The sequence below is a fragment of the Candidatus Neomarinimicrobiota bacterium genome (assembly GCA_017656425.1).
GTDB lineage: Bacteria > Fidelibacterota > UBA2242 > UBA2242 > B5-G15 > JACDNV01.
Genome location: JACDNV010000007.1, coordinates 121,416 through 141,599, shown reverse-complemented (window position 1 = coordinate 141,599; position 20,184 = coordinate 121,416). Strand labels below are relative to the sequence as shown.

Sequence of the window (20,184 nt, the reverse complement as noted above, 5' to 3'; positions counted from 1 at the left end):
TAATTTATTCGTTACTTTCTCTCTCTTTCATGTATAGAGTCGTCAGCAATTCCTTCAGGTTATCAATATCAATACTTCTGTAGAGCACACCTTTGTAAGCTACAGAAATTTTCTGGGTCTCTTCTGAAACTACAACAACTACAGCATCTGACTCCTCGGAAGCTCCTAGCGCTGCCCTATGACGTGTACCAAGAATTGGGTCAAGATCAGGGTTCTCAGATAAAGGTAAAATACAACCCGCAGCCTCAACGATGTCATTATTTATTACAACAGCTCCATCATGAAGTGGTGAGTTAGGATTGAATATTGATACCAGCAGACTGGTAGTTAACTCAGCATTTAAAGGTGTCCCATACTCTTTTAAGTGCTTTACTCCCGTTTCCTTTGCTAACACAATTAATCCGCCCCATTTCCTTCTTATTAGCTCCTCGGCAGTTTCCACTACCACATCTATAGTTTTTGTGACACCCTCCCTGATAAATCTTCTGACAAGCTGTGTTTGGCCGAGATAATATAACATTCTTCTCAGCTCAGGTTGAAATATGATAACAAACGCTATAACCCATACTGTTTGTAACTGCCCAAGTAGCCATGAGATAGCCTGCAAATTTATAAGACGTGCCACAAAGGAGAATAAAAATATTAATACCAGACCTCCAAGCATATATGAAGCCCTTGTTCCCTTAAAAAATTTATAGAGCTGATATAGAAGAAAATATACAATTAAGATATCAAATATATCCCATATAGTGAAGCTTAAAAATTTTATTGTAAACAGTGTCATATTTCCTCGTAAAATTTTTTATTCTTACCTGCAATTGCATCAGCAACAGCAACTGCCCTTGCTACCTCTTTTACATCATGTACTCTTACTATATCTGCACCATTCAAAATAGAACATACTACTGCCGATATCGTTCCCTCTAACCTCTCCTCAACCGGTAAATCAAGGAGATAACCAATAAAGGACTTCCTTGAAGGACCAATCAGAATGGGATAACCAAGGGATTTGAATTCTTTCAAATATCTAATTATTAGGTAATTATCCTGCCATTTTTTACCAAATCCAATACCTGGATCAATCATGATACTTCCATTATCTATTCCTGTTTCTTTTGCAATATCTATTGAATACGCAAAATAATCAATAATCTCCTCTACCAAATTTTCATAGGCAGGATTTTTCTGCATATCTCTTGGAGTACCTTTAATATGCATCAGTATTACTCCAGCATTATATTTTAAAACAATCTCCGGCATTCTTTTGTCAAAATGAAAACCACTTATATCATTGACTATATCTGCCCCATATTTAAGTGCCTCTTCTGCTACCTCAGATTTATATGTATCGATAGAAATTACAGCATCAGTTTGCTCTCTTAACTTTTTTATTACAGGGATCACTCTATTTAGTTCCTCTTCTAATGGAACCGGTTCAGCTCCAGGGCGTGTTGATTCCCCACCAATATCTATAATATCCGCTCCTTCATCAACCATACGTAATGCAGATTCAACTGCTTCATCAACCGACTTATATTTTCCGCCATCGGAGAAAGAGTCCGGTGTAACATTTATTATGCCCATTATGTATGTTTTCTCTGATAAATCAAGATATTTATCTCGACATCTGAATATTCTTTTTTTATTCTCACTATTTATAAATTTCCTAATCTCTTCGCCGAGTTCGTCAAGGGCAAAATATTGATTTTTCAATTTCTCAATTAATACAGAATAATGCCTTTTATCCCCAATTAATAGGACATCTGTTTTTCCACCACTATTTAATAATGCATGTTTTGAGACTGCACATTCACCGCCTACTGATAGCATCTGCTGTTTTAAGATGTTTGCCGCCGGATATGGTAAATCCTTTATTTTTAAAGTGATATTTCGGGATTTAGGGAGCATAATTTGAATCCCTTTTTCTTCGACACCTATTTTTTTCATCTCGAAAACTATATGTTCCTCATGAGAGGTATCAATTTGCCTTATTTTGAACTTTTGGGACATCGATCTCTTCTTTAACCGGTTTTGCCTTTGGTTTCCTTTTAACCTTTTTTGTCTTTTTATTTTCAATTCGTTTTACAATTCTCTTTATCTCCTCGCCATCCATAACCTCTTTCTCCAGTAGCGTTTCTGCCAATATTTTTAATGCCTCCAAATGTTCTTTTAATATTTTTGTCGCTTCCTGTTCTGATTCCTCAACTATACGTCTTATTTCGCTATCAATCAATTTCGCAGTTTCTTCACTATAATCACGATGTCGTGCTAATTCTTTTCCAAGAAATATTTCTTCATCTTTTTTGCCGAATGTAAGAGGTCCAAGTCGCTCACTCATACCCCATTCACAAACCATTCTTCTTGCTAATTCAGTCGCTTTTTCTATATCATTACCCGCACCAGTAGTCAGTTCATTAAATATTAACTTTTCTGCAGCTCTTCCACCCAATAATACACATAACTGCCCCCGGATATATTTTTCAGAATAATTATGCCTATCATCCAATGGCAGCTGTGCCGTCATACCAAGTGCTCGCCCTCGTGGAATAATTGTCACTTTATGTACTGGATCAACCTCTGGTACATTTATAGCAACGAGCGCATGACCCGATTCATGATATGCAGTTAGTTCTCTTTCTCTTTGTGGAATTCTTAAGCTTCTCCTTTCTACACCCATTATAACTTTATCTTTTGCCTCCTCAAAATCATCCATACTGACAGCATCTTTATTCTTTCTTGCAGCGAGTAGTGCTGCTTCATTAACGAGGTTAGCTAAATCCGCACCTACCATTCCTGGCGTTGACTTAGCAATTACACTCAGGTCAACATCTTTATCCAACGGAATATTTTTAACGTGTACCTTTAATATCTCTTCACGCCCTCTGACATCAGGAATATCTACTACTATCCTTCTATCAAACCTACCGGGTCTTAAAAGAGCCGGGTCAAGTATATCAGGTCTATTGGTTGCAGCAAGAACTATAACATTGGTATTTTCATCAAATCCGTCCATCTCAACTAATAGCTGATTTAGAGTTTGCTCCCGCTCATCATGACCACCCCCAAGGCCAGCTCCCCTATACCTTCCTACAGCATCTATCTCATCAATAAATATAATGCATGGGGCATTCCTTTTGCCCTGATCAAATAGATCTCTTACCCTTGAGGCTCCAACACCAACAAACATCTCCACAAAATCAGCACCGCTTATACTGAAAAATGGTACACCCGCTTCACCGGCAACAGCTTTTGCAAGGAGTGTCTTGCCTGTCCCTGGAGGACCAACAAGTAATGCACCTTTTGGTATTTTCCCACCTAATTTTGAAAACTTTTTTGGGTTCTTAAGAAATTCAATAATCTCCTCTAATTCTTGCTTAGCTTCTTCGCATCCTGCCACATCTTTAAATGTAATCTTTGGTCTATCATGAGTCCATAACCTGGCTCGACTTTTGCCAAAGCTGAATATTCCCTGAGTTCCTCCTCCCTGAACTCGTCTCAAAAAATATATCCATATACCAATCAACAATAGCCAAGGTAATATATTCAAAAGGTATCCTGTCCATCGAACTGGTTTCTTCTTAAAATTATACTTTAAACCTGCCTCATCCCATTCTTTCAGCATATCACTATCAATAAAAGGTAGTGTTACCACAAACCTCTCAACCTTCACAGGTTTATTACCAATAACCATCTCTTTTTCCGATTTCAACTTACCGTGTAACTCATCAACCATTATAGTAGCTTCTTCAACAATTCCTTCTTTTAGCAACTCTTTAAATTGTGAATATGTAATTGGGTATTCCTCATAACCACCACTGCTCAATATCTGTATTAAAAATATAGAACTGATAAAAATTATTATCCAAATAAGAGATGTCTTGGAGGCTTTTTTCCATTTAAAGTCATTATCCGGATGCCTCTTTTTATTATTTTTTCTCCTTTTATTTCCCTTTGACGTCATTTTATTTTTCCTTCTTTATCTATTTAAAAGCAAATATTGATTTTAAATTTCTTAAATGTTGAGCTAAATCCAACCCATAGCCAACAACATACTTATCAGGGATTTTAAAGCCAACGTAATCAATATCAAAATCAAGTTTTGCACTTTCTTTAATTAAAAGCGTAACAAATTTGACGGACTTTGGACCACTTTCCTCAAGTCTTGCCTTTAGAAACCTTATCGATAATCCAGAGTCAACAATGTCCTCAACAACTACAACATCTCTCCTAGTTATGTCACAGCTTATATCTTTTATCAATCTGACTGTTCCACTTGACTCCGTACTATCAGCGCGAGTTGAGATTTTTATGAAATCCACCTCAGCATCTATATCAAGTTCTCTCATTAAATCTGACATAAAAATAAAGCTTCCATTTAGTACACCGATAAAAATCGGGTTTTTATCTTTATAATCTTTGGATATCCTTTTTGCAAGTTCTACAACCTTATTTTTAATTTCTTCCTCAGAAATTAGCTCAATTAAATGAATACCCGCATACTTTCCATATTCTGAAGTTAATACAAATTCCTTCTTCTCACTTTTCATAATATTCAACCTTCAGTACATTTTTTGTCTTATCATCTATTTTATAATCTTCTGATAAGACCAGTCCACACACCCAAATTATATTTTTACTATCCACAAGCAAAGGGATCATGTCCTTTTTCCAAAATGGTACCTTTTTATCAACATATATATCACTAACTTTTTTATGCCCATTCATCCCCAATGGTTTTATTTTATCGCCTCGCTTCCACTTTCTCAATTTCAAATCCCCGATTACTTTATCATAATCGATAAATTCCACATTCAGGTTTTCTCTTTCAAATTTAATACTATTTTTATTAATCAGCTCACTTTTAAAAATAAAATATTCATTTTCTACTGTAGAATTTACTGAAATAGCTATACACTCCCAGCTGTCAATCTTCTGCTTTTTAATACAGAATCTTTCTCTGTCAATATAAATTCTTATACCTTCACCTATATCTAAACGTTTACCAACATTATCATTTACAATCAAATTATATGTTTTGTTAATTTTATCAAAGGAAATCTTTGATGCATTTAATCCAAATTCCAATAATATTCTTCTCAAAACAATCTTTCCCAGAAATGGATGTAAGTTTTTAAATGTTTTTATATTTACTTCAACAGAATCCATTTTTCTACTTGCAATCAGATCGCCAATCCTATTTACATCTATTGTATTGTTAACATAATCACAAAATTCATCAGCTATTTGAGAAACATTATTAATACTTGTTACAACATTAGGATTTAAATCCTTTATTATTCTAGGAATAATAACATGCCTTATTATATTTCGTTGATATATTTCTAGATAATTCGTATGGTCTTCGTTGAATGGAATTTTGTTTTCTCTTGCGTATCTATATAATTCATATTTTCTAACAAAACGGATCGGTCTAATAATATTTCCCTCTTTTATTGGAATACCTCTCAGTCCTTCTATCCCTGTACCTTTGAAAAATCTTAGCAAAACAGTTTCGATATGATCATCAAGGGTATGTCCTGTCGCTATCACTGAATTAGGTAACTTCAAAGATATCTCATGAAAGAAATTATACCTAGCTTTCCTTCCCGCCATTTCTAAGGAGAGGTCTTCTTTTTCAGCAAACTCTCTTATATTTATTCTTCTAACATGAAAATCAATGTTATTATCTTTACAAAACTGCTCAACCAGGTTTTCATCCCTATTTGCTAACTCACCGCGTAAAAGGTGATTTAAATGTGCCACATGAAGAATAAAACCATAAACTGTTGATAAACATTTTAAAATATGTAATAGAGACATTGAATCTACACCGCCGGAAACACCAACAATAATATTTTTGACCCTATCAAATAATCTGTTCTCATCGGAAAACTTTTTTACTCTATCACAAAGTTTCATAACATAATCTTACATTAAAAAAGGATTATTCTTTTTCTCATCTAGAATATTGCTCTCGGGTCCATGACCTGGATAGATTATAATATTCTCATCAAGATTCTTTAATCTTTCCAAACTATTTATCAAGAGGTCTTCATTGCCACCCGGCAAATCCGCTCTTCCGATTGATTGCTTGAATAATGTATCACCGGTGAATAAAATTTTGTCGATTTTTATACAAATACTACCGGGAGTATGACCTGGTGTATGCAAAATTTCAAACTGAAAATTTCCAATTTTTAATTCTCCTTCATTTTCAATATAGCTATCGGGAATCGGAGTTTCAAGTTTACTTAATCCAATAAAATTAAGCATATCATCATAATAGTTCAAAATAGCCTGTTCATCTTTGTGAATAAAAAAAGGTATATCATACTTTTTCTTCAAATCATTGACAATTCCGATATGATCAGGGTGTGCATGAGTTCCGATTATACCAGTTAGTGTTAAAGAATATTTATCAATCCAGCTTTTCAACAATTCATAATCAAGTCCAGGATCGATCATAATAGCTTTGATCCCATCAATAATAATGTATGCGTTCGCCATAAAAGGTCCATTTTCAACCTTTATTATTCTCATATCCGCCTTATACTGCTTTTTAGAATCTTAGATATTTTATCATTAACAGAATGAGGAAAAAAGAATTTTACAAGAGCAAAAATAACATTAAAGATCTCATTCTGTTGTGGATTGACGTAAATGGTTCCACGTAGCATATTATCGTTGATGACTTCCAGAAAAGGAATTGAGATAATAAATGGATAAAAAATATTATATTCACATACAAGAAGTTTTTCTACCTCATCAACCTCTTTAATATTTCTCCTATCAGTAAAAGCTATAAAGTCCAATTTCTCCAAACTATTTATAAATTTCTGCGTCTCGATTTTATTCTCTGAGATGACTTCAAATTGGACTGCTTTCTTATCCTTTGTAGATCTAAAATTACCATGAGAAGTTTCAATGGAGACCTTATCAAAATCAATATTAGGGTAAATCTTAGATAACCTGTTGTAAAGCTTATCTTTTGCTGCGCTCAGATTGGTTATAATTCTCAAAGTTTTTATCTTAAATTCCTCCAATTTTTCTAACAACACTTTACTAAAATAGGAAATAGCGTAATCCAAACCATCAGGAATAATTAATTTTTTATTTAATAAAATTTCTTCATTTAAACGAAAGGAAAAGTAAATACCACCACTCTCTGTTATATCGTTGGAAATTATTATCATTTTCCCCCTTGATAAACTTTGTGTTAAATATATTGAAGGATCAAAAATTACCAGAACATCTGCTTTACAAACAGCCTCGTCAAGTGAATAATCAACCCCAATTCCAAAACTTGCCCACCAGCTGTTCATTTCCTCATTAGCAGCAATTTTCAAACCGGATTTTTTCCAGTAATATACAGGGGTAATATATATAGATTGAGGTACGTTAACATTCAAAATAATTTCTTCAACAGTAAAAATTTCCTTAATTTTCAATAGATACCTGATTAATTTTAAATCCATTCTGTTTTTACCAAGAATTAATATGCTTCTTCTATTCACAATTATTTTTGATTGATTTAATTAATTTAAAGTTATACACCAAATCGAATTATTAAAAAAATAACATTTAAACAGAGTTAAAAAATTCTTTATGCACAGCAGCAATTGCTCTTTCACAATCCTTTTCATTAATAACAAAGTATATTGCTACACTTGATGCTCCTGTTGAAATAACCAGCACATTTATTTTTTCCTTTGCCACAGCACTGAATATTCTTGAAGCCACTCCTGGTACCTCGAGCATACCTTCTCCGACTGCGGCAATAAGACATATATCATCCAGTACAATTATTTCATCAACTGCATGTATATCTAGAGCTTTAAGTATTTTATATGCAGTGTATAAATCTGATTTCGAAAATAAAATATTAATACATGTTTGTGATGTTATTATTGATTTAATATTCACTTTTGACTTGTTTAGAGTAGAGGTTACTTTAGAAAGTATTCCGGGCTTTATTCCAACACTTGGTCCCATCAATTGTATAATACCTATATCTTTTGTGTACGTTATACTCTTTACCACCTCTTCTTTCACAAATCGACTTTCTTCAATAATAGTTACAGGCTCTATTACACCTCTAAAATTAGTAATATCCATAACCCTTATGGGAATTTTTTTAAACATTACTGGTTCAACGGTTCTCTGATGTAATATCTTTGCTCCGAAATAAGAAAGCTCCGCTGCCTCCTGATATGTCAGTCTGGATATTGGGATAGGATTATCTACAATTTTTGGGTCACCACTCATAAATCCTTTTACATCTTTCCATACATCAAGATATTTAGCATCAATACAATATGCTATTGCTGATGCTGAATAATCAGAGCCACCTCTACCAAGAAGAGTCACCTTCCCGCTTTCTGAAATTCCATAAAATCCAGGGATAACATATATCTTCTCGTAGTTCAAATTTTTCTTTACAAGTGGTGCTGATTTTTTAAAATTCACTGTCGCGTTTCCAAATTCACCATCGGTATATAAACCAGTTTGTTCTGGTAATTTTTCCTCCGCTGGAAATCCACTCTTTTTCAGTATCAATGAAAAAACCATGGAAGAGATTCTTTCTCCATAGCTCAATATTGAATCATATACAAAATCTGGTATCTCCTCAAGGTAGTGTATACCAAGTAAATACTTTTTTAATTCTTTTATCCTTTCATTAACTCTTAAATAGAGTTCTTCTCTTATATTATTATCTTCTGTTAATGTATTTATAACATCTATAGATGTTTTATTTAACCTTTCTAAAACGGCATCAGCATCAAGTACGCGCTTAGATACCTGATCAATTGCAGAAATTAAAAAATCCGTAATACCGTAGAAAGCAGATACTACAATTATGATCGGCTGATTATAAGCTTCTATTATTTTGATCAGCTTGGTTATATCATCTTTATTCTTAAAATTCGAGCCACCAAATTTTACCACTATTTTGTCCAATTGCCTTACCCCCAAAAATTTTTTACGAATATTTCAGCATTTTGTATTGATCCGCCGGCAGCTCCCTTTACGATATTATTTACGAGCAAAACAAAACCAACCCTATCATTTTCCTTCTTGACCCTGCCAGTAAATACTACCATTCCTGGAATTTCTCCTTTGAATGCAAGCATAGGTTGCGGCATCATCTCATCATTAAGGTATTGTACCGGATTCCTGGGCATTGTAGGTATATCAAACTTCTCGCCTTTCAGCTCATCCCACTGATGGATAACATCCTTAACATCCACATCATTATCAAATTTTACCCATACTACTTCCAAATGACCAAAATCAACCGGTACCCTAATACAATAAGGGAATATTTCAGGATCAATAGATAATATTTTCTTTGTTTCTTTAATAATTTTCTCCTCTTCACCATTTATAAAAGGAAGAACATTATTCATAATATCAAGAGCTGATAATCCGGGGTATCCTGCTCCAGAAATTGATTGGTAGGTGGAAATAAAAACCTCTCTAATTCCAAACTTCCTTAAAGGAGCCAAAGCTACAGCAAGTCCTGTTGTAGAACAATTAGCATTCGTAACCACAAATCCCTTATCAGGATATCCCTGTCTTTCTATCATTTTAATATCATCAGCATTTGCCTCAGGTATCAGAATTGGAACATCTTCTTCATATCTCATAGCACTTGCATTGGAAAATATATAAAACCCCCTTTCTCGTAATATTGGTTCAACTTCTCTTGCAACTTCTGCCGGCAATGCACTAAATAAGATTCTAACGTCTTCTGGCCTATCATTCTCCTTCATAAACCTATCAATTGAATAAAGCCTAATTTTATTGACTTCTTCTGTATAGTTTACAGGTAACATCCATTTAACCGTATCACCATACAGCATACCATCTCTTTTTCCCGATGCTATAAGTTTTTTTATCCTAAAATATGGGTGCCTGCTTAGAAGAAAAACGAAAGACTGACCTACTATACCAGTTGCTCCAAGTATCCCAACATTAATTTCCCTCATACTACTACTCCTTTCAAACCAAAATTCGAGAATCCTTCTTCACTGAATAAAATCGACCAAATATTATAAAAAAAATACGTATAAGTAAATTTGTTTTTAAATTGTATTCAATGTATTTATATAATTAATCCATTAACACTGTCGACTTTTTCACAAATCATTTTAGTTTAAATCAACTCTCCTTTTTAAATAACTTGTGTAATCTTTTATAATTGGCTTATAATCACTTTCAAAAAGAGGAGATGATATGATGAAGTCTGCTGTTGATCTATTACATGCAATAGGTATATTATATAACGTCGCCAGTCTTAAAAGCGCTTTTACATCCACATCGTGAGGCATTGGCTCCATTGGGTCCCACAAGAAGATCAATATATTTATTTTACCTTCAGCAATCATCGAACCTAGCTGCTGATCGCCTCCTAAAGGACCTGATTTTAGAATTGTAAATTTATCTTCAAAATTGAAATTACTGCCAAACCTTTTTTCCACCTCTTTTTTTAAAAGAGTTCCTGTAGTGCCAGTACACACAAATTTATGCCTAATAAGAGTTTCAATATTAAAGTTGAACCATTCTACTAGATCTTTTTTTCTGTTATCATGAGCAACCAATCCAATTGTCTTTGTTCTCATAAAATTTCCCCCTATCCTTTTATTACACCTAATGGTCTCAAGCGTGCTACCTTCTTAATAATCCCGGTCTTATGCATCGTGTCAACTACTTCACCTACATCCTTATAGGCATGTGGCATTTCTTCCGCTATAGTACCACGAGAATCTGCCAGAACGTAAATTCCATATTTTTTCAATTCATTATTCAAATCAACTTTACCGCTTTCAATCTTTGCCTGCCTTCGTGATAGCACTCGACCAGCACCGTGACATGAGCTACCAAATGTTTCCTCCATTGCTCGTTGTGTTCCGACACAGATATAGGACTCAGTACCCATATCTCCGGGAACCAAAACAGGCTGACCTATAGACTTATAAATATCAGGCAAATCAGGTGAATTAGGACCAAATGCACGAGTTGCTCCTTTCCGATGCACACAAACTTTTACATTCTTTCCCTTCCATTCATGTTCTTCTATTTTTGCTATATTATGCGCAATATCCCATATTAATTGAAACCCTAGATCAACAGGAGATATATTTAGACTTTTTAATAATTGGTTTTCTATAAGTGATGATATAACCTGCCTGTTGGAAAAAGCAAAATTGGCAGCTGCCCTCATTGCTGAGAGATAATCCTGTCCTTCTTTTGATTGGATAGGAGCACAAGCAAGCTGACGATCTGGGATATTTATTCCATATTTTCTTACTGCATTAATTGTAACTCTTAAATAATCATCACAAATTTGGTATCCTAAGCCTCTCGAACCAGTATGGATTAAAAACACTACCTGATCTTTCCACAAACCCAAAATATTTGCGGATTTACTGTCATAAATATCAGCCACTACAGATAGCTCTACGAAATGATTACCTGAACCAAGTGTCCCGAGCTGAGGAGCTCCTCTTTCATATGCTTTATTGGAAACAACATCTGGATCGGCATCATGGATCTTACCCTTTTCCTCTATAAATTTTAAATCCTCAGATTTACCATAGCCATTTTTAACCGCCCATTCAGCCCCTTCCAAAAGTACTTTCCTCACCTCCTGCTTCGACAGTTTTTTTATGGCTCCATGTGAACCTACTCCAGTTGGTATAGCGCTAAATAAATCACTTATAATATGTTCAATTTTATCCTGAATATCACTATATTCCAGATTAGTCCTTATTAGACGAACACCACAATTAATATCATATCCTACACCTCCCGGTGAAATTACCCCATTGTTTACATCCGTAGCTGCGACACCTCCAATAGGGAACCCATATCCCCAATGAATATCTGGCATTGCCATTGAATATCCAACTATCCCTGGTAAATAGGCAACATTTTTTACTTGTTTTATGCTTTCATCCTTCAAAATTTGCTTCAATAGCTTCTCGCTGGCATAAATCCTGCCCGGCACATGCATACCAGCTTCTTTTGGGATTTCCCATGTAAATTCATTTATCTTTTTTAAATCTCTGTTTTCCATTATTAGTCCCCTAAAATTATACGTCAAATATTACAGTGGACCTCCACAATCCACCTACCCTTTTAACCTCAAGTTTATGATAAGTAACGCTTTTTATCTCTCTCTTAACAATATGCCTCATTGGGTCAAAGACCTCTCCACTTATCACACTTTCGAGGCTATGGTAATCAAGCTTCTTAAATTTAAATTGCTTAAAGAGCATATTTTCTGCATAAAATAAAAATAATAATTCACTAAGCCAATCGTGAAACAATAGATCTATCTGTTCTGCTTTAATTCTCATCTCACGATCTATTTTTGGGTCCACATCCGTTATATCTGTTATCAAATCAAAAAGAGCATAACCTCCGTTTTCAAATAGTTCTGCCAAACTTTTACCAAATACATTAATTCCAATATCCGACGAATGATTAATTAATTTATATTTTAAATGTTCCATGTTTCTACAGTTCTAATTCAGAAATCTGTTTTAAAACATACTTTCTTATTTCAAAATCATCGGGGACAGAATGCACTATCCGGCCATCTCTTATATATTCGATGTTTAGTTTAGTAAGATTTTTTTCAATATTATCGGAATCTGAGGGATAAACACTCAAATCTAATGGATTATTACCTATATAGACATCCTTACTACCAGACTTTTTCCCTTTTTTCGAAATCTTTTCACCTCCTATTTCAACAATATCCATAGCAAAGTCAATTACCGGTGCATTGCTGATACTGGTTCCGACACCGAACATATCAGCAATACCACTCAATTCAGATACATCATCTATACTTAAACCTCCTGAAACTACAATTTTAACATCTTTATATCCTCTGATATCGAGTTCCCACCTTATCTCTTCCAATATTTTTTTAAAATTTCCACGTCTTGATGAAGGCGTATCAAGTCTTATAGCGTAGAGCTTGTCACCCAATGCTTCAGCTACTCTTATAGCTTCAAATTTTTCATCGTTAAAGGTGTCAATCAAAGCAACTCGAGGCACATTTACTGGTATTACATCATCAAAACATTTTATTGCTTCAACAGTATCTCCTACAAGTAATACCAAAGCATGAGGTATTGTCCCCGTTGCCTCAATACCTAACACTTCGGCAGAAAAACTCGTAGAAATTCCTGAGCAACCTCCTATATATGCGTTTCTGTCTATTATTGTACAAATACTTGGATGCATTCTTCTTGTACCAAAAGAAAGTATCGGCTTACCTTTAGCTGCTTTATAAAACCTGGCTGACTGAGTTGCAATACCAGAAGCCTGACAGATTAACCCAAGAATTGTTGTTTCATATTTTCCAAAATCCAGATATCTACCTTTTATTTTCATTACAGGAGTATCAGGAATGAAAATACTTCCCTCAGGAATTGCTTCTATTGTTAACGATTTCCCTTCCATTAAGCTCAATACATCTGATAAACCCGAAAAAATCGCCCAGCTGTAATCGTTTGGCAGTGACTTCGCAGTAAATTCTACGACAACCTCTTTATCTATACCCTTTTCTCTTAAAATTCTTTCGGTCCTTTTAAAATATATATCTGTTACCTTTCCTTCTTTTATATCTTCAATGGTTGCAACTCTAAGCATTATTTCACCCCCTTTCAACATATAAAATTTATTCTTTTAATTCTTCTTTTCCAATTTTAAGAAAGATATAAGTTATTTATAGCATTAGCGGAGAAGCTACAGCAAACCCTATCACTTTTTCTGCCCCTGATTCCACAAGTTCTTTGGCAGCAAAATTCAAAGTAGCACCGGTGGTAATTACGTCATCAACAAGTATTATATTCTTATTTTCTATTGAATGTTTCTCCTTTTCTACCTTAAAAGCATCCTCCACATTGATTTTCCTTTCATGTAAATCAAGATTAGTCTGAGACATTGTATATTTCTTTCTTACTAATAATTTATTATTCACTGGAAGACCTGTTACAGCAGAGATACCATTAGCGATGAGCTCTGACTGATTATAACTTCTCTCTCTCTTTTTAACCGAATTTAGGGGGATCGGGATTAGAAGATCGTAGCTCATTAACCATGATAAATTACTTCTTATCTCTTCACCTGCTAAGAATCCCAGTCTGAATCCAATAGATTTAAACTTATTATACTTCATAAAATGAATTAATTTCTTGAGAGTCGTATCAAAAACAAAACAGGAAATAGCATCTTCAAGATAATTCACATAGACTTTTTTTGGCGGTCTATAGCCATCGATTTTTTGCAAGCCTTCCCAACAATTATTACAAACTTTCTCAAAAGATGTATTTATACTTTTTCCACAACAAATACAAAATGGAGGATATAAAAAGCCAATAAGACCTTTTATTATAGAACTAAACATCTAAAGTGGATTCAATGCCGATGATCCTATAATGCCGGCTGCCTCACCGAGTGTACTTAACTCTACTTTAAGCGTCTCACGTGGTTTGTCGTGAATTCTATTATATAATTCACTTTGCATAGACTCATAAAAAAATCTATATCCTCTTGATACAGAACCACCAATGACTATAATTTGCGGATCAAGGACATTTACAAGATAGATAAGCGAAAACCCCAAATGTTTGCCAAACTCTTCCCATGCTTTTAATGCCTTTGGATTATTTTTTTCTGCTTCGGAATATATCTGTGTAGGAGTCAAATCCTTATTATATAGCTCTTTGTAAATTTTATTCAAACCTCTTCCCGAAATATAATCTTCAAATACCCCATCCTTATAAGGGGAAAGAGCATATTCCATAGCTGTCCCTGTAGCCCCTCTATAAATTTTGCCTTTATATACAAATCCAAGTCCATAACCAGTACCTAAGGTAACGCCAATCACATAATCCATTCCTCTTGCTTTTCCTGCTATTTGTTCACCCAGTGTAAAACAATTTGCATCGTTATCTATAATTGTTTCTACGCCAGTCAAATCTTTCACGCTTGGACCCAGTGGATAATTTCTTAACATAACAAGGTTTGGAGTATTTAAAACAACCCCAGTGTATGGGTCAAGTGGACCCGGTGATCCAATACCGATAATTTCAATGTCTTCCCACTTTATCCTTTCCCTTTTAAGAATCTGCTCCATTGATCTAACCATTGATTCTACAAGATCATCGGCGTCCTTACATTCGGCAACAAGGAATCTCTCTGTATCACCGATTATTCTGCCATTATTAACCAGTCCCACACTTACCTTCGTACCGCCTAAATCAACTCCTAATCTAAATCCCATGAATATATCACCTCCTATTTATTGGTTTATCCATCGCTGCCATTCTTCATCATGGATCTCTTTCCTGGCAGTAGAATGAACAAGTTCCATAACACCAAAACCTGATTTATCAACGAATATGAATACCACCCCGCCTTCAACATTATAATAGTGCCAAATCTGATACGGTTTCAACTCCATTGAACTCGGATACCTTTCTATTTCTGATGGGAAACCATATTGAATTATTATACGTCCCATATCTGTTTTCCAGCCTTCTGTATAAGCATTCCCGAAATTAGTATTGGCATACTCCAGCCTCTTCATAAATTCCAATTTTGCCTCATTAACCTCAGTTGTTGGATCAGGATCTCGGCTATCCCAAAAATGAATAAGAATCTGCCTTTTCCCCTCTATATTAGCCTTCTTATACCTCTTTATTTCGTTATCAGTTGCAATATATTTAAGAGGCCCAAATATCCTGTCAAGTTCTTCTTCACTCATACCTGAATACATAAAATCCACAAGTAGCTGTTCCACATTTTTCTCTTCTGTTTCATTTACAACGTAAAATTTTTTCACCGCGAATATTGTATCACCTTCATCGATAAAACTTATTTTTAATTTATATATTCCACTTCTTAAACTGCTCACATTAACACTACCAATTTCTACTACAGAATTACCAGGTTTATTCTTTTTAACTATCCCATAATCTTGAATAATATTGTCATTTATATCTAAAATCTGGTAATTAATGGAATATTGGTCTCTATAATTTTCACCAAATTTTATATTATAAATTTCGCAATAGGGATACAATATTGGCGCATGAAGCCCAAATACAGAACTTGCATTTGGAACAAGATCATATCCAAAATATCTAGAAAATTTATTTTTACTCTCCGTCTTACTTATTGACGAACAAAGCTCAATATCGCTAATAATTGGTTCTCTCGATGCAAATGACCGGATATTAACTTTTTCCTTTCTCACATATTTTATATTCTTGTTCATATCTATTATTACGCCATACAACTCATATTCACCTGGCTCTATTGTTAATGTTGTCATTTCAGGGATTTTTTGAGAAGCTTTAATCTTTGTAGTATCATCTGTTTTATCAACAATACGCCACATATCCCACGCTTTAACTGTATCATCTTTACTGAGAGCAACTCGTATCTCTACGTCAGCCCTATAAAAACCATCATCAGAACGAACAAACTTAAAAATATTCCGTGGGATAAGTAAGATCACTTCAATCACTGATACGTTTTCATCTCCTTTAAAGACTGCACAATCCATATCAAAAACTTGGGAAAGAAGATTGGAAAATATTAATAGAATGTATATTATTAACTTTCTCATTATTGACCTTTTACTTCATTTTAACAGATACAATCTGACTAATACCATGTTGGGGCATAGTGACCCCATATAGAACATCCGCCATGTTCATTGTTAATTTGTTATGTGTTACTATAATGAATTGTGTGTTTTTGGAAAATGTTTTTATCACATTAGCAAACCTTTTAATATTTTCATCATCAAGCGGAGCATCTACCTCATCCAGTACACAAAAAGGACTTGGTTTCACCTGATATATAGCGAATAGTAGAGAAATAGCCGTTAAAGCTTTTTCACCTGCAGATAACATTTTTAGAGACTGAAGCTTTTTGCCTCTAGGACAGGCGTAAATTTCTACCTTCGATTCTAATGGATCATCGCCACCTTCAAGTCTTAGCTCAGCGGTTCCACCACCAAAAAATGCTTTAAATGTTTCTTCAAAATTCACCTGAATTTTCCTGAATACTGATAAATATTGTTCCCTAGCCACTTTATCTATCTCAGCAATAATATTCTTCAAACTTTCCCCAGACTTGATTAAATCATTCATTTGTTCTTTCAAAAATTTTAATCTTTCACTCTCAGACTTGTATTCTTCTTCCACACTAAGATTTATTGAACCAAGTATCTCCAGCTCTCTTTTATACCGCTCTATGTTCCTTTCTATCTGTTCTACTGAAATATCCTCATTAATATTATCTATATCAATCTCTCTTTTGTATTTCTCCCTTATTACAGTTCGGAGCTCATTTTCCTTACTTTCAAGTTCTCTTATTTCCAATTCAGTTTTCTTTATTTCTTCGATTAATCTATCTCTTTGATGTCTAAATTTATAAAGCCTCATATTAATGCTACTGGTTTCTTCCTTTATATTTCTAATTTTATTCTCAATATCTTTTATATCTCGCTGCACCTTTGAGAAGTTACCATCAACATCCTCGACCAAAGCTGACCTTTCTTCAATATTCTTACCAATTGACTCTTTATCAGCATTTAATATTTCTATTCTATCTATAATTTCTTTTAATCGGTCATCAGAACTACTTAGAAAACGTTTATTTACCTCAAATCTCCGTTCAAGATTTTCAAGATCATTTTTCAGATTAACAAGACTTATTTTTAGCTCAGAGATTTCGTTGGAAATATTTTCATATTCATTACTCACTTCTGAAAAGCTTTGTTCTTTTTCAATTATTTCATCCTCCAGCGCTTTTATTTTTTTATCGAATTCCTCAATTATTTCCAACTCTTTTTTCAATCTACTCTTAAAAGAATCTATAGCAACCTTGTTAGCCATTAGACTGTCATTTAATGCATCAATTGATGATGTAAGTTTCCCGTTTTCTATATGTAATTTATTCAACCTTTCTCTACTTTCTTTTAGCTTTATATCTATTTCTTTTATTTTAGAATCAATCTGTTTTAATACAAGCTGGGAATTTTTCTTATTTTCAACAACTTCTTCCAAATCTGATTGCTGAGCATCGTATCTCGTTTTGAGTATATCCAGCTTCTCCCTTAATCTATTCAAAACCATTTTTCTTCCAATTAGAACGTTCTCTTTTTTATAACCCTTAGTTACTATTATTGAATCATCCGGCCTCTTGTACTTCCCAGATTTCGATAAGAGGCCAACACCATGATATTCTGCTTTTGATGCTATTTTATCGAATACATCATCATTAACTATATAAATATTTCCAAAAATATACGATACAACTTTACTTGCATCCGGAGTTGATTTAATAAAATTTAAAATCGGTACAAATTCGTCACTAACCTTTTTACTTTTATCTTTTCGCACTAATTCTTCAGTTAGTATGGTAACCTTACCCTTAAGCGAATCTTCTATGTTATTTATTTTATCTAAAATATTTTTCAAATCCTTCACAACGATAATGTTCTCAATATCACCAAGTACTATTTCTATCAGATGACGATATCCCTGATCAACATCAATTAAATCAAATAATGCTCCCTTAAAACCCGATGTCCCTTTTTGATTTTTCAGCAGTACATTCAGCAACTCATTATCAGAGCCTATATTTTCAATTAATTTATCATAAAACTCTATTTTTTCTCCTATACTCTCTATCTCCACTTTTGTCTGATTCAACTTTTTAGTCAGGATTTCCTCTTTTTTTATTAGCTTATCAAGTCTATTTCTCTCCTGATTTTGTGCAGATATATAATTTCCAAGAGCATTTTGCAACTTTGCAACTTTTTCAGAAAGCCTCTTAACATCAGAAGAAATATTCTTTAACTTCTCCTCGTCTCTAATGATTCTTTCTTCAATTCCTTTATTTTCATTTTCTCGGGTAGTGATATTTTCTCGAAGATTCTTTATCCTTTCCTGGATTTCACTTCTTTCTCTCATTAGCGAAAATTTCTTATCTTTCAATTCCGTAAGCTTCTCTCTAAGGTTTTCATATATGTTACTAAGCTTTTCAAGATCCTTTTCCTTAATCGAATGTCTACTCTGGTTATTGGCAATACTTTTCCTTACATCCTGTATCTTTTTGCTTAAAACTTCGTTTTCCTGTTTTCTTTTCAATATTTCGGACCTTAGAGAATTCATCTCATTATTTTCCCTATCAATATTCAACTCAATATTTTTCAATTTCTCTCTTAACAACACAAGTTCTTTTTCCAATTCAGATTTATTCTCCATTATGGAATTTCGGTCCTCAATATATTGCAAGTGTTCATTTTCAAGGCTATTTAATAGAGCCTCCTTCTCTTTCAGTTTTTCCTCATTCTGGCTTATTTCCACCTCAAGCTTATCTCTATCTCCAATTAGTGAATTCAGCCTCTCCTTAAGAGGATCAATTGATGAACGAATAGCTATTATCTTCCTTGAGGTTAATAAAATTTCTGATTCAATTAACTTCTTTGTATAATCACGATACTTTTCATATTTTTTTAGTTGTGAACGAAGCTTTCTAACCTTAGATTCTACTTCCTGGATAATATCACTTAAACGCAATAGATCATTTTCAGTAGCCTCCAGTTTCCTCAGAGCAGATTTCCTTTGTATTCGGTATTTATTAACTCCTGCTGCTTCTTCAAATAACTGTTTTCTCTCTTCGGGATTTTCACTTAAAATCTCCTCAACCATCTTCAATTCCATGATGGAATAGGCATTTGCCCCCATTCCAGTATCAATAAAAAGATCATTTATATCCTTAAGACGGCAAACATGGTTATTAATTAAATATTCACTATCACCACTTCGATACATTCTTCGCGTAATTACTATATCAGAAAGAGCTATCGGAATTTTACCACTTTCGTTATGAATTACCAATGATACTTCAGCAAGGTTTAAAGGCTTGACCTTTTCCGTACCGTTAAAAATTACATCCGTACCTTTATCTACACGAAGAACCGTCGGTTTTTGCTCTCCTATCACCCATCTAATCGCATCGACTATATTCGATTTTCCACATCCATTTGGACCAACAATTGCGGTGATCCCTCTATCGAAATCGATTTCCGATTTTTTATAAAAAGATTTGAATCCAAATATATTTAACTTTGAAATATACATA

17 protein-coding genes are annotated in these 20,184 nt (G+C 33.9%); all 17 read right to left on the bottom strand.

The window, feature by feature from the left end; genetic code table 11:
• Nucleotides 1–4 precede the first annotated feature (4 nt).
• The 17 genes from H0Z29_06660 to smc all read right to left on the bottom strand — a co-directional run bounded on the left by H0Z29_06660 (nt 5) and on the right by smc (nt 20,183).
• Nucleotides 5–784 carry a TIGR00159 family protein gene (locus H0Z29_06660; GenBank protein ID MBO8131182.1) on the bottom strand — a complete coding sequence of 260 codons (780 nt, stop codon included), beginning with the start codon at nt 782–784 and terminating at the stop codon, nt 5–7.
• A complete protein-coding gene (folP, locus tag H0Z29_06655; GenBank protein ID MBO8131181.1) occupies nt 781–1,947 on the bottom strand; it encodes a dihydropteroate synthase in 1,167 nt (388 codons plus the stop codon). Before folP ends, H0Z29_06660 begins: the two co-directional genes overlap by 4 nt.
• A 31-nt stretch (nt 1,948–1,978) precedes the next feature.
• Nucleotides 1,979–3,961: an ATP-dependent metallopeptidase FtsH/Yme1/Tma family protein gene (locus H0Z29_06650; protein MBO8131180.1), complete on the bottom strand. Its 1,983-nt coding sequence runs from the start codon at nt 3,959–3,961 to the stop codon at nt 1,979–1,981.
• 19 nt (nt 3,962–3,980) lie between these two features.
• On the bottom strand, nt 3,981–4,547 hold the full coding sequence (gene hpt, locus H0Z29_06645; protein ID MBO8131179.1) for a hypoxanthine phosphoribosyltransferase: 567 nt from the start codon (nt 4,545–4,547) through the stop codon (nt 3,981–3,983).
• Nucleotides 4,537–5,919, bottom strand: a complete 1,383-nt coding sequence (gene tilS, locus H0Z29_06640) for a tRNA lysidine(34) synthetase TilS (protein MBO8131178.1) — start codon at nt 5,917–5,919, stop codon at nt 4,537–4,539. The genes hpt and tilS overlap by 11 nt, the downstream gene beginning before the upstream one ends.
• Before the next feature lie 9 nt (nt 5,920–5,928).
• Entirely contained in the window at nt 5,929–6,540 is a 612-nt protein-coding gene (locus H0Z29_06635; GenBank protein ID MBO8131177.1) for an MBL fold metallo-hydrolase, read from the bottom strand.
• Nucleotides 6,537–7,514 (bottom strand): hypothetical protein, encoded by a 978-nt coding sequence (locus tag H0Z29_06630; GenBank protein MBO8131176.1) that lies wholly within the window; start codon nt 7,512–7,514, stop codon nt 6,537–6,539. Before H0Z29_06630 ends, H0Z29_06635 begins: the two co-directional genes overlap by 4 nt.
• A 67-nt stretch (nt 7,515–7,581) precedes the next feature.
• On the bottom strand, nt 7,582–8,958 hold the full coding sequence (locus H0Z29_06625) for an aspartate kinase (protein MBO8131175.1): 1,377 nt from the start codon (nt 8,956–8,958) through the stop codon (nt 7,582–7,584).
• Nucleotides 8,959–8,963: 5 nt separating this feature from the next.
• Nucleotides 8,964–9,989, bottom strand: a complete 1,026-nt coding sequence (asd, locus tag H0Z29_06620; GenBank protein MBO8131174.1) for an aspartate-semialdehyde dehydrogenase — start codon at nt 9,987–9,989, stop codon at nt 8,964–8,966.
• A 162-nt stretch (nt 9,990–10,151) separates the two neighbouring features.
• Nucleotides 10,152–10,622, bottom strand: a complete 471-nt coding sequence (locus H0Z29_06615) for a methylglyoxal synthase (protein MBO8131173.1) — start codon at nt 10,620–10,622, stop codon at nt 10,152–10,154.
• 11 nt (nt 10,623–10,633) lie between these two features.
• A complete protein-coding gene (locus H0Z29_06610) occupies nt 10,634–12,079 on the bottom strand; it encodes an RtcB family protein (protein ID MBO8131172.1) in 1,446 nt (481 codons plus the stop codon).
• Nucleotides 12,080–12,095: 16 nt separating this feature from the next.
• Nucleotides 12,096–12,518: an archease gene (locus tag H0Z29_06605; protein ID MBO8131171.1), complete on the bottom strand. Its 423-nt coding sequence runs from the start codon at nt 12,516–12,518 to the stop codon at nt 12,096–12,098.
• A 4-nt stretch (nt 12,519–12,522) separates the two neighbouring features.
• Nucleotides 12,523–13,668 (bottom strand): nicotinate phosphoribosyltransferase, encoded by a 1,146-nt coding sequence (locus tag H0Z29_06600; GenBank protein MBO8131170.1) that lies wholly within the window; start codon nt 13,666–13,668, stop codon nt 12,523–12,525.
• Nucleotides 13,669–13,744: 76 nt separating this feature from the next.
• Entirely contained in the window at nt 13,745–14,308 is a 564-nt protein-coding gene (locus tag H0Z29_06595) for a ComF family protein (protein MBO8131169.1), read from the bottom strand.
• A gap of 117 nt (nt 14,309–14,425) precedes the next feature.
• Nucleotides 14,426–15,304, bottom strand: a complete 879-nt coding sequence (locus tag H0Z29_06590) for an ROK family protein (GenBank protein ID MBO8131168.1) — start codon at nt 15,302–15,304, stop codon at nt 14,426–14,428.
• Between the two features lie 18 nt (nt 15,305–15,322).
• Nucleotides 15,323–16,654: a GWxTD domain-containing protein gene (locus H0Z29_06585; protein ID MBO8131167.1), complete on the bottom strand. Its 1,332-nt coding sequence runs from the start codon at nt 16,652–16,654 to the stop codon at nt 15,323–15,325.
• Nucleotides 16,655–16,664: 10 nt separating this feature from the next.
• The gene (gene smc, locus H0Z29_06580; protein ID MBO8131166.1) at nt 16,665–20,183 is read right to left on the bottom strand and encodes a chromosome segregation protein SMC; all 3,519 of its coding nucleotides are present in this window, start codon (nt 20,181–20,183) and stop codon (nt 16,665–16,667) included.
• Between the last annotated feature and the right edge of the window lies 1 nt (nt 20,184).

What these genes read in the sequence shown, in the direction of transcription:
- H0Z29_06660 (MBO8131182.1), bottom strand. Translation starts at nt 784, where the DNA reads ATGACACTGTTTACAATAAAATTTTTAAGCTTCACTATATGGGATATA.
- folP (MBO8131181.1), bottom strand. Translation starts at nt 1,947, where the DNA reads ATGAAAAAAATAGGTGTCGAAGAAAAAGGGATTCAAATTATGCTCCCT.
- H0Z29_06650 (MBO8131180.1), bottom strand. Translation starts at nt 3,961, where the DNA reads ATGACGTCAAAGGGAAATAAAAGGAGAAAAAATAATAAAAAGAGGCAT.
- hpt (MBO8131179.1), bottom strand. Translation starts at nt 4,547, where the DNA reads ATGAAAAGTGAGAAGAAGGAATTTGTATTAACTTCAGAATATGGAAAG.
- tilS (MBO8131178.1), bottom strand. Translation starts at nt 5,919, where the DNA reads ATGAAACTTTGTGATAGAGTAAAAAAGTTTTCCGATGAGAACAGATTA.
- H0Z29_06635 (MBO8131177.1), bottom strand. Translation starts at nt 6,540, where the DNA reads ATGAGAATAATAAAGGTTGAAAATGGACCTTTTATGGCGAACGCATAC.
- asd (MBO8131174.1), bottom strand. Translation starts at nt 9,989, where the DNA reads ATGAGGGAAATTAATGTTGGGATACTTGGAGCAACTGGTATAGTAGGT.
- H0Z29_06615 (MBO8131173.1), bottom strand. Translation starts at nt 10,622, where the DNA reads ATGAGAACAAAGACAATTGGATTGGTTGCTCATGATAACAGAAAAAAA.
- H0Z29_06610 (MBO8131172.1), bottom strand. Translation starts at nt 12,079, where the DNA reads ATGGAAAACAGAGATTTAAAAAAGATAAATGAATTTACATGGGAAATC.
- H0Z29_06605 (MBO8131171.1), bottom strand. Translation starts at nt 12,518, where the DNA reads ATGGAACATTTAAAATATAAATTAATTAATCATTCGTCGGATATTGGA.
- H0Z29_06600 (MBO8131170.1), bottom strand. Translation starts at nt 13,668, where the DNA reads ATGCTTAGAGTTGCAACCATTGAAGATATAAAAGAAGGAAAGGTAACA.
- H0Z29_06590 (MBO8131168.1), bottom strand. Translation starts at nt 15,304, where the DNA reads ATGGGATTTAGATTAGGAGTTGATTTAGGCGGTACGAAGGTAAGTGTG.
- H0Z29_06585 (MBO8131167.1), bottom strand. Translation starts at nt 16,654, where the DNA reads ATGAGAAAGTTAATAATATACATTCTATTAATATTTTCCAATCTTCTT.
- smc (MBO8131166.1), bottom strand. Translation starts at nt 20,183, where the DNA reads ATGTATATTTCAAAGTTAAATATATTTGGATTCAAATCTTTTTATAAA.